Annotated in this window: 9 protein-coding genes and 1 tRNA gene; 6 read left to right on the top strand and 4 right to left on the bottom strand. The window is 36.7% G+C overall.

All coding sequences use genetic code 11. The features are described from left to right. Positions 1-292: 292 nt before the first annotated feature. The 3 genes from FW780_RS19245 to FW780_RS19235 form a co-directional block, all read right to left on the bottom strand. Positions 293-670: a hypothetical protein gene (locus tag FW780_RS19245; protein ID WP_047373649.1), complete on the bottom strand. Its 378-nt coding sequence runs from the start codon at positions 668-670 to the stop codon at positions 293-295. A 69-nt stretch (positions 671-739) separates the two neighbouring features. After that, positions 740-1,210 (bottom strand): Lrp/AsnC family transcriptional regulator, encoded by a 471-nt coding sequence (locus FW780_RS19240; RefSeq protein ID WP_034696982.1) that lies wholly within the window; start codon positions 1,208-1,210, stop codon positions 740-742. A gap of 134 nt (positions 1,211-1,344) precedes the next feature. Continuing rightward, complete coding sequence (locus FW780_RS19235) at positions 1,345-6,135, bottom strand: translocation/assembly module TamB domain-containing protein (RefSeq protein ID WP_149835250.1); 4,791 nt, start codon at positions 6,133-6,135, stop codon at positions 1,345-1,347. Positions 6,136-6,139: 4 nt separating this feature from the next. Here FW780_RS19235 and tsaD point away from each other — a divergent pair, with 4 nt between their 5' ends. From tsaD to FW780_RS19220, 3 genes are read left to right on the top strand one after another with little or no spacing between them, the layout of a single operon-like run. Then, complete coding sequence (tsaD, locus tag FW780_RS19230; protein WP_149835249.1) at positions 6,140-7,156, top strand: tRNA (adenosine(37)-N6)-threonylcarbamoyltransferase complex transferase subunit TsaD; 1,017 nt, start codon at positions 6,140-6,142, stop codon at positions 7,154-7,156. Continuing rightward, positions 7,153-7,548: a hypothetical protein gene (locus FW780_RS19225; protein WP_149835248.1), complete on the top strand. Its 396-nt coding sequence runs from the start codon at positions 7,153-7,155 to the stop codon at positions 7,546-7,548. Before tsaD ends, FW780_RS19225 begins: the two co-directional genes overlap by 4 nt. After that, positions 7,545-8,240, top strand: coding sequence for an RsmE family RNA methyltransferase (locus tag FW780_RS19220; protein WP_149835247.1), 696 nt, complete (start codon positions 7,545-7,547; stop codon positions 8,238-8,240). Before FW780_RS19225 ends, FW780_RS19220 begins: the two co-directional genes overlap by 4 nt. 50 nt (positions 8,241-8,290) lie before the next feature. Here FW780_RS19220 and FW780_RS19215 read toward each other — a convergent pair whose 3' ends face one another. Next, positions 8,291-8,971: a TrmH family RNA methyltransferase gene (locus tag FW780_RS19215; protein WP_149835246.1), complete on the bottom strand. Its 681-nt coding sequence runs from the start codon at positions 8,969-8,971 to the stop codon at positions 8,291-8,293. 161 nt (positions 8,972-9,132) lie between these two features. On the opposite strand from FW780_RS19215, the gene FW780_RS19210 reads away from it, so the two are divergent. The 3 genes from FW780_RS19210 (at position 9,133) to FW780_RS19200 (ending at position 10,894) form a co-directional block, all read left to right on the top strand. Further along, positions 9,133-10,149 (top strand): asparaginase, encoded by a 1,017-nt coding sequence (locus tag FW780_RS19210; RefSeq protein WP_149835245.1) that lies wholly within the window; start codon positions 9,133-9,135, stop codon positions 10,147-10,149. A gap of 55 nt (positions 10,150-10,204) precedes the next feature. After that, a tRNA-Ser gene (locus FW780_RS19205) sits at positions 10,205-10,291 on the top strand. A gap of 186 nt (positions 10,292-10,477) precedes the next feature. Then, on the top strand, positions 10,478-10,894 hold the full coding sequence (locus FW780_RS19200; RefSeq protein WP_149835244.1) for a hypothetical protein: 417 nt from the start codon (positions 10,478-10,480) through the stop codon (positions 10,892-10,894). Positions 10,895-11,216: the final 322 nt, after the last annotated feature.

Below are 11,216 nucleotides of genomic sequence, written 5' to 3'. Positions count from 1 at the left end.
TTCAGGCTGAAAAACGGTACTTTTTTACGAAAACATCCTTTCGGACATACACATTTCTTTCAAAACGGAAGAATTATCGTGTGATTTCTAATGTGAAATTCATTCATTTCACCGTTTTGTACAATAGATCCCTATACTGGAAATTGGGAAGACTGGACAAAAAATCCTTTGAAGCAAAAAATTTATAATTCGATAGAACTCAGATAGTGTTTTTACTCTTCTTGTTAATTGAAAACGGCTTTTAAATTTTATTTAAAAGCCGTTTGTTATCTTATTGTGTAGGATTATATATCTATTTAAAAAACTTCCATTTCGGGATAATGGCAAGCATTCCGAATCCTGTAAACAGAAAAAGGTTGGTAACATCTGTATACAAAAATGTAGACAGGTAATAATTGTGCATAAAGAAGTGCATCACCAGTAAAGCCGGAAACATGAAGATTCCTATTTTTCTGTAGAAGAACATCAGTACCAGCCCGATCATCATCAATACATCAATTGAAAAAATAACATAGAAATACCACCTTGGGATCTCCAGATATTCATGTTGCAGATATTCATCCACATCTATTCCAAGCCCCATTATGGTAAACAACATTAAGGCTGCAAATGCCAGTACAAACCCCCATCCTTTCTTTGGGTCTTCGTCAAAATAACTGTATTCTTCCATACCTACAAAAATAAAGAACTTATGAGAGATTTCATAAGTTCTTTTATAATTATTCGTTTAAAATTTGACTTACACAGAGATAGCGTTGATCAGTCTGTTTTTGTCACTTAAGAATTCTTCCATAGAAATCATACTTTCAGTTCTCATTACGTCCTGAATGTCATCTATCTGATAAATAATTCTTTTAGCATCGTCCGTATTCTTAGCTCTTACTTTACAGAAAATATTATATTTTCCTGAAATAACGCTAGCTTCAATTACGTTAGGTAAAGTTGACAATTCTTTCAGTACTTCCTGAGTACGGTTTGATTTTGTCAAAAGGATCCCTATGAAAGCTGTAAAGTGATAATCCAGCTTACCATAATCGATATTAAGAGATGATCCCAAAATAATACCTGCATCTTCCATCTTTTTCACTCTTACGTGAATTGTTCCAGCAGAAACATCCATCTGCTTTGCAATTTCAGTAAAAGGCATTCTTGTGTTTTCTACTAAGAAATCAAGAATTTTCTTGTCTATTTCGTCCAGTTGATAGTTCATATTAGTTAAATTACAATTTCTTTAAAAAATCTATGTATTTTTTGCAAATTTACAAAAAATAATTTAACTAAAAAATATATATCAAATATTAACAATAATTAACACAGATGATAAAAATCATTAAAATATTCTAATTATTTACCAGTCGATTTTGTAGAATCTGTTTTTATTTCACCTTTTGCATCTGAAGTTTTTTTGTCTTTTTTCTTCTTTTTAAACAAAGAATTGAAGCTTTTACTCCACACAACTCCTCCTCCATAAGCTTGATTTGCAGAACCGTTTGTACTCACCATTCCGATGTTCGTAGGCTTGGAATAAGCACGTATAACTAATGTACCGTCGTTCTTTTTAGATAAATCATATTCTACTGAGCCTTCTGTAGACAAATAATTGTTTTGGGCACCATCTGTTTTCGATAGTGGAATTCCCAAACCGGTTTTTATATTGACTCTTGGGGAAAGGGCTACACTTACTCCGGCATTGGCTCTGTCTCCAAAGTTTGAATTCTGATCACCTTTTACATAATTAAGGTCAATCTGGAATTCGTTACTCATCGTATTAAGAACAGATCCCAATTGTTTCAGAAGCATATTATATCCGGAAGACTCCGCAACATTTCCTACATTCACATCCACCCCGCCAGAGTTGGAAACGTTGAAAGTACTCAACAGCAGGACAGATCCGAACTGAAGAACCTTCTCTCCTTCCTGACTCATCTTTGCTGCAAGTGTTTCTCTTACCTGGCTGGATACATCCATAGCGGTAACGTTAAGGTCAATATTAGGGTCTACCAACGACTGGGTAATATGGGCCTGCAGCAAAATACTGATAGGCTGTAATTTCCCCATACTAAGATATTCCCCGGCATTAGAAACCATTCTTACATAGTTGGCATTAATGTCTAATGCAGGCTTCATGGCATCACCATCCCATCTGATACTACTGTTTCTTTCTATCTGGAAAGTTTTATTAAGGATTGCCTTGGAGACAAATGTTCCGTTATCTACTTTATAGGTACCACTCATGGCAATATTCCCCTGTCTGTTCATGTGAAACCTCAACGGGTCTGCAGAACCTTTTACTGTAATATTTCCCACATCATCTCCTACCAGTACATTTACGGTAGTTCCTTTATCTACAGCCAGATTGAAATCAATGTTCATATTGGCTCCTGTTTTTTTCTTTTCTTCCAGCGTAATCAGACCATCTTTTCCTTCTTTCAGGAACCTCAGCATCTTGAATTCTTCAACATTGGAAGTAGAACTGGAATTAAAGGTAAAGGTACTTCCGTTAAGCGCCTTCATATTAGGAGTTGTAATACTTAATCCTGAAACAGGTCCGTCCACGTAAAGATCTCCCTGTCCGTAAACTCTTCCCCAGAAAAGGTCAAAATCTTTTTGGGTCGTATTAAGCATCAACAGATTGTCTGCCCTCATTACGAGAGATACCCCCATTGAAGAAAGGGTCTCAAACTGGATCGCCCCGGAGATATTTCCTTTTGAATTGGTTCTTCCATCATGTACCTCAATATTGTTGAGGATAGCCAGTCCTTTGGTCAGCTGAATCACAGTGTCATCAAATGAATAATCTACTCCGGTAAACAAAAGCTTTAATCCAAAATCTTTTAAAGCGATATCACCGCTGTAATCAAGATTATTAAGTTTTCCATTGATTTTAAGATCCCCGGTTGCTTTTCCACGAAGGTTTCCAAAAATAGTCTGTACAAACTGCTGTGTAAATGAAAGGTCAAAATCACGCATTTCTGCCGTAAGATCAATAATCGGAGAAGAAGTATTATTGTTAACAGTTCCTGTCAGATTAAGACTGTTATTTCCAAGCACTCCTGCAGAGTGAACTTTCACATCAATATCATAAACGTTCAGTGAGAAGCCATTGGTAGCAGAAATAGAGATATCTCCCATATCGTTACCATTCATCTTAATATCATCAATATTAAGATCTACCAGTGGCTGCAGGGTACTTTTATCCATTTTGATCTTAACGCTTCCGTTGGCCAGACCTTTTATGTCCATAGTATTTCCTCCTGACTGCATTTCCAAGAGTTTTTCTACAGCAAAATCATTGATATCAGCATCTACATAAAAATCTTTTGCCGATTTAAATTGCGCTTCCTTAATAAACAAAGCACTTTTATCAGAATAAATCCTCAGGTTTCGGATATCAAAGTCTCCGGTATTCCTTCTATAGGTAATGGAGTGATTGAGTTCCGGACTTGTGTCTATGGCCCAGGTCACTTCATTGAATTTCACTTCGGTAGGCTCAAACCTGAATACATAATCTCCAGCTGCATCGGTAGACTGGTCTACGTTAATAGCATATTCTTTAAGCTTTTCATTAATTTCATCATCAGGGCTTCCATGCTTAAATACGGTAGCTAAATGAAGGGTATTTCCATTTTCATTATTCCCTTTAAGCTCAAAATCTTTGATTACATTTTTGTTATAAACTACCCTATTGATCTTTGCATACAATTGTTGGTTAAGGTCAGCCGTGTTAATTCTTACTTTAACACTATCCACCATTGCACTGTCTCTGTTAATATTTTTTCGGTCATTAACTTTATAATCAGGATTGGAAGCTGCCAGCGCTTTATCAGCATCTGTAATTTCTTCCTCCTTCGTCATTATATATTTCAAAGAAGCAGCATCAAGATTCAGAATAAGATTATTAGAATCTCCATTATATTCCCCATCTACGACTGCTCCCTGAGGTAATCTCAGATCTGGTAAGAAATAATTGACCAACCCTTGCTGAATATCAAATTTCAAAGCAAAATTCTGTCCACGGTACAATTTTCTTGGCGGTGGTCCCACCAATATTTTCCCGACTCCGTTTTCTACCATTCCTGCAAGATCTGCCAGGCTGTATCTTCCTGATATCTTCCCTGTAGCAGCTCCCGGAGCATCTACATCAATCACACGGCCCCCTGCTTCTACAAAGGTTTTTAATTTAGCATTAGGAATATTATATTTTTGAGTTGCTGTAGCAAAATTCAAATTATTCGCATTAACATCCAGAGTAAGATCATTAATGGAAGACATGGCCATTTTTCCTTCAACCTGACCACTTACCACCTGACTGCCAGGTTTATTGGTGAAATAGTTCATATTCAGGTAAGTGACATCTGCGTTGACATCCATAGCCACTCTTGAAGTACTGAAATCTATTAACCCTTTGATTGTAGCTTTTGCCTGCTCATCATTAACGGTAATAAGTCCGTTGTATTTCTTATGATCCAATAATCCATCCAAATACAGATTATTGATCGTTTTATTCATAATTTCAACGCTTGCAATCTGAGATTTAGTCGTCAGACGCATGGTATTGACATCAAAACTTTGCCCGTTAAGATCAAATTTACCGGAGATTAAGCCTACTGTCTTATTCTTTGTAATAACAGATGTATTAAGATCTTTTACATCAAGATAACCGGAATATTTAGGCATTGCGGTACTGTAACCTGATAAGGTAAGTTTGGAAATTTTAGCCTGCCCTATTCCTGTCATTAAATTCCCGCTGTCCACATAGATCTGATCCGGATTTACCCTCGCTGTCCCGTTGTATTTTAATTTCCCGAAATCATCAGCAAAGTTCTTCATCTTTTTGGAGATAAAGGAAGGCATCATCGCTTTTAAATCCTTGTAAGTAAAATCTGCAGAAAGCTCTTTTGTTTCAATGGCAAAATGTCCCTTTAGCAGATTGTCAACTTTCATTGTTTTAGTTGCAATATTAACATCAGGGTTTCTGATAAGGAAATTCTCCAGATGAAATTTATTTAAAGGCCCCGTCATCGTCCCTGAAAGATTGAACGGTTTTATATTATCCCAGTTCGTCACAAAATAACTGATATCATAACCACTTACCTGGCTTCCCTGCTGAATATTCATATCCCATCGCACTTTGTCAGCAAAATCTGACCATGATCCGTCATGAAGATTAAATTTAATATCTCCCTGAAGTAGGGTATGATCCGTATTCAGCGTAAGATCTTTTAATGACAAAAACTGCTTCGTTAGAGACAGTTCTGTTGAAAAAGTATCCACAATATGAGATTTCCCCCATCTTGAGGTCACAAAGGACATATTATTAATCAAAGCCGAAACATTCGGTCCGTTGACTTTTACGTTAGGTGCTTTTAAGTTGAATTGTGTTGCTGTAAGCCATTTCCCCTGTTCTCCGGGAGAATTTTCATTGACAATAGATACTTTAGAATCAATAATCTGTACCCTGGAATTCAGCTGAAAAGGTGGTTTATTCGGATTTCTTTTCTTACCATCATCAAAGAGTTCTGTAAATCTGACAAAATTGGATATACTGTCTCCTTTATAGGTAATTACTCTTACTTCGGCATTAACGAGGGTAAGGGAATTGAAGCTTAAAGAATTGCTTTTTCCTGAAATAGCATTCACAGCCAGAGATATCCAGTCTGAATCTGCACGGAATTCACGGGCTTTAATAAAATCGAATCCTTTATAATCTTTTACTTTTAATCCTTTTATGGTTACATCTCCAAAGTAATTAACATCCACACTTTCTGTAGAAAACCCGGATTTAAAGTCTTTATTTACTATTTGAAGAGCCTGATCCGCCGCCCATTGTTTTGTCACCGGAAGATTGATAACAACCAATATCCCTCCTATCAGAAATAAGCCAAGCCAAAAGAGAATTAAAAGAAGTTTTGCCCACCATGTATAGCTGGTAACATCTTTCATTGCCTGTTTCCCGAACTCTTCAGCCGTTTCCACAGGATGATGTATGGCATCTGAAGCCAGCTCAGATGCTTCTTTTACTGTCTCCCGAACTTTTTCTTCTACATTTTCGACAGTTTTCTGTACCTGATCCCCTAGGTTTTCAGCTACTGATTTTTTATTCTCATTCTCGTTATTATTCTCTAACTTTGCCATTATTATGAGCGACTCTATAATTTTAGGTATTGAATCGTCCTGCGACGACACCTCAGCAGCTATCATCAAGGGAAATTCTATTCTTTCAAACATTGCCGCGAACCAGGCCATCCACAAAGAATATGGTGGTGTTGTCCCTGAATTAGCTTCACGGGCCCATCAGCAAAATATTATCCCCGTTGTTGAAAAATCTTTTTCCAAAGCAAATATACAACAAAATGATATCTCTGCTATAGGATTTACACGCGGACCTGGACTTTTAGGATCTCTTCTTGTAGGAACATCATTTGCTAAGTCTTTGGCTATGAGCCTGAACGTTCCTTTGATTGAAGTGAATCACCTTCAAGCCCACATTCTGGCCCATTTCATCGAAGATGCAAATCCTGTGCCGCCTACCTTTCCATTCCTATGTCTTACGGTAAGTGGGGGACATACCATGATTGTACTGGTAAAAGACTATTTCGACATGGAAATTATCGGAAAAACTATTGATGATGCCGCAGGAGAAGCTTTTGATAAAATCGGAAAGATTTTTGACCTTGACTACCCCGCGGGACCTATCATTGACAGATTGGCTAAGGAAGGGAACCCTGATGCATTTAAATTCAACAAGCCAAAGCTTGAGAATTATGATTATTCTTTCAGCGGTATTAAAACTTCGGTATTGTATTTCATTCAGAAGGAAGTCAGAAAAAATCCAGAATTCATCAAGGAAAATCTAAATGATTTATGTGCATCTGTGCAGAAATCCATTATTGAAATTCTGATGAATAAGCTTGAAAAAGCAGCCCTGGATCTCAACGTCAATAAAGTTGCTATTGCAGGAGGGGTATCTGCCAATTCTGCTCTGAGAAAAGCAATGGAAGACAACAAAGAAAAGCTGGGCTGGAGTATTTACATTCCTAAGTTTGAATATACAACAGATAATGCAGCGATGATCGCCATGGTAGCGAAACTGAAGTTTGAGAGAGGTGAATTTACAGATTTGAGAACCTCGGCAACGGCAAAATATGATTTATGAAAATACTCTTAGAAGAAAAAATACTGGGAACCCATTCTAAAAAGAACTCAAAATATTACTGGGTATTAGAAACAGTTACAGGAAAAAATGAAGCTACAGAAAATGTCATAGATTACTTTCCATCAAGTTCTGAGACAGGATATATTCAGGATATAAAAGAGGAAATTATCAAAAAAATAAATTCTGAGCATCTTTTTAGTTTTCCATATACCCCAAAGGAAGGAGACTATTTATCGATCAAAAATAATTTGAGAAAACAGGAGTATTTAAATCTGATTTTCATTAACAATATCTGGATTGAAGAAATATACATGTGTTCTTACCGTGAATGTGATACAGACATCTATACAACTATTAAAACAGGAGTTGCATTCTTAACTCAGGATATATGAAACTATTTTACGGCGAAATAACGGCTCAGAAAGTTATCATCAACGACGAAGAACAGCAGCATATTGTGAAAGTACTTCGTATGAGAGATGGTGAAGAGATTTATGTGACAGATGGAAAAGGGAAACTAGCTTCGGGAAAACTTATTATAGAGGGAAAAAAAGCAGGCATTGACGTTTCTGAGATCAAAGAAAATCTACCGGAATTCTCTCCTAAACTTCATATTGCCATTGCTCCAACCAAGAATATTGACAGGATTGAGTTTTTTGTGGAGAAAGCTGTGGAAATGGGCATTTCGGAGATCAGTATTATTGTAACCGAGAAAACAGAGCGTAAAAACATCAATATTGATAAAATCAGGAAACAGGCAATTGCTGCATCAAAACAGAGCCTTAGATTTCATTTTCCGGTTATCAATGACGCTGTAAAACTGACGGACTTTCTGAAAAACATTGATCCGGAACATGCCTTTGTAGCCCACTGCCATGAGAATTTAGAAAGAATTGATCTTAAAAAAATTCCCCAACTGAAACAGCTTACATTTTTAATAGGCCCTGAAGGTGATTTTTCTGAAAAGGAAATTACATTTCTGGCAGAAAATAAGATAAGAGCTGTATCCCTTGGAAATCAAAGGCTCAGAACAGAAACAGCAGGTGTTTTTGTAGCCGCATGGAATTATTATAACATGATATAGATAACAAAAGAGAAGGCCTATGAACCTTCTCTTTTTTATTTCTGAATGACTTATTTCCAGTCAATATTATTTTCTCTCAGATATTTTTCAAAAATCTGCTGTCCGCTTCTTATTGAATTTACTGTCCAGAGAATTTTCATTCTTAGAAGTTTTTCTTCGTCTAATTTATAATCAATATCAGATTTGATCAACTTTTGTTTCAATTCATACATGCAGATTGAAGCTGCTACAGAAACATTGAAGCTCCTTGTAAAACCATACATCGGAATTGCCAGCGTCTCATCCGCAAAGTCCAAAATCTCCTGAGAAACCCCTTCCATTTCAGTTCCGAAAACCAAAGCAATTGGCTCAGTGATTTCATATTCGGGTAACATTTTAGCATTATTTTCCAATGAAACCACTACAATTTTATATCCTCTGTCTTTAATACTCTGAAAGGACTCCATATTTCGGGGAAGTTTTTCAACCTCAACCCAGGTATCCGCTCCTTTTGTAACACGAAGATTGGGTTCAAAACTGTATTCTTCCTGCAAAGCCACCACTTTATGAAAGCCGCAAGCCTCTACAGAGCGTACAATTGCTGCTGCATTTCTAAACTGATAGACATCCTCTACAACCGGAAGTACAAAGTCTGAACTTTCCTGCGAGAAATGTTCAATTTTTGCCAGTCTTTCTTCCGTTAAAAACTGTTTTAAATATTCAAAAGTTTGCGATAAATCACTCATCTGCATCTAGTTATTATTTCAATAGCCCAATGTAACCACTACAATAGTCATTTTATTTTTATAAAATTTTACTCTAAGCGTTTCATTCATTTTCAAATCTTTGCAAATTAACGTAATTTTGACCTATGAACCCTCATCGGGCTCCAATTCTTAATTAAAATTAGTACATGAAGCGAAAAGTCCTGCTCATCTATACCGGTGGAACCATCGGAATGGAAAAAGATTATGAAACCGGAAGTCTCCGTGCCTTTGATTTTGGAAATATATTTGAAAAGATGCCTGAAATGAAGCTCATGGAATGTGAAGTTTTTGTTCATCCTTTTGCCAAACCGCTGGATTCTTCGGATATGGGACCTGAAGAATGGAGAGTGATTGCTAATTATATTCACAAAAATTATAATGACTATGATGGTTTCCTGATTCTTCACGGGACAGATACCATGTCTTATACAGCATCCGCGTTAAGTTTCATGCTAAAAGGACTAAGAAAGCCTGTAATCATGACCGGTTCTCAGCTTCCAATTGGTGATTTGAGAACAGATGCCAAGGAAAATCTTCTGACCAGCCTTTATTATGCCAGCCTTTATGAAAATGATGAAGCGGTGATTCAGGAGGTTGCCATTTATTTTGAGTACAAACTATTAAGAGGAAACAGAACATTGAAATATTCTGCAGAGTATTTTGATGCCTATGCAAGTCCGAATTATCCTATTCTGGGACAATCCGGAGTTCATTTGAATATTCTTAAGGACAACCTCTTCCGTTGTGACCCGAAAGTAGAATTCCATGTTGATGAACATATTTCTGAAGATATTTTATTCTGGAGAATTTTCCCTGGAATGCACCTAAGCCATTTCAGAGAAATCCCAAAAATGAAGGTTCTTATTCTTCAGGTGTTTGGTTCCGGAACTATTTTCAGCAGTGCAAAAACTCAGGAAACACTTCAGGAAATTAGAAATAACGGAACGGAAATCGTAGTGGTAAGTCAGTGTATTTCAGGAGGTATCTCATTCGGAAAGTATGAGAACAGTAATATTTTCTCCCGAATCGGAGCAATCAGCGGAAGGGATATGACTGCAGAAACAGCCATTACGAAAGCCATGCACCTTATAGATAACCCAAGCTACACCGGAAGCTTTGCAGATAATTTCACCAGAAGCCTTTGTGGAGAAATTACAGATTAATTTGCAAGAATAATTTGGATATTCCAGAAAATACGCTATTTTTGCAATCTCAAAAAGAGAGGTGTCCGAGTGGTTGAAGGAGCTACCCTGGAAAGGTAGTATACGGGTAACTGTATCGAGGGTTCGAATCCCTTCCTCTCTGCAAAGTAAAAATCCTGTGCTAAGTTAGCACAGGATTTTTTGTTATTACTATTCTTAGAGTATTTTATTCTTCATTTCTCATAAGTATTTATACTCAATACAATAATTGGTAATTTGTACTGCATCGCATATGTCTGGTTCTTCGTTACTTTGAAATACAATCTAATCAACTAAAAACCAAATCAATATGACATCAACAAGTGTAAATGCAAATTCTTCAGGTCAATTAGTACTTGGAAACGGGGCACAGTTCTGGGTGTACCTTTCACCTCAAAACGATACCGCCAGAATGATATCTACCTGGCGCGTAACATTTTCACAGGGAAACTGGAGTGATATGATTTCCAGTGAAAATCCTACCAAGCAGATTCAGACTCCCAATCTTTCCGGGATTTTTGAGATTAAGGTAGAATTACTGAGCGGATCTACCGGCACATGGCGTCAGATCCCTCCTCAAAACGGAAGCCATAATGAAATAGGCTGTAATTCTAACTGTGCTTCGATGGTAGGTATTGTTGCCGACAGCACCAACCCACCTATCGGCGCTATTAATGCCCACTTTTGGACAACGTGGGATGCCATGTGTAAGACAGGGCAAAATTAAAATATAAATAAACCAGTCCATAAAACCAGATTGCCACAGTATTTTACATATTGTGGCAATTTACTGTTGTACCGATATCAGAAAATTATATTTTAGAATTATACATAAATTCACTTTTCCACAAGTTATTAACATTTTATCCACAATTAAAATTTACCCTACGGCCTTAAAAAAGAATTTATTCCTAAATCTATCCTAAATCATCTCTTTATTTTGTCTTGTTTTTAAACAGTATTAAAAGTTTTTGAATAAACATTCTATGAACAAAGCCTCTAATTTTGGGATCTCGAAGTATTCTCTCTGCGTATCAATGGTATTTTTA

Source organism: Chryseobacterium sediminis (genome assembly GCF_008386505.1).
Classification (GTDB): domain Bacteria; phylum Bacteroidota; class Bacteroidia; order Flavobacteriales; family Weeksellaceae; genus Chryseobacterium; species Chryseobacterium sediminis.
Note: the sequence above shows the minus strand (reverse complement) of the source record. Positions and strands in the feature narration are given on the sequence as shown.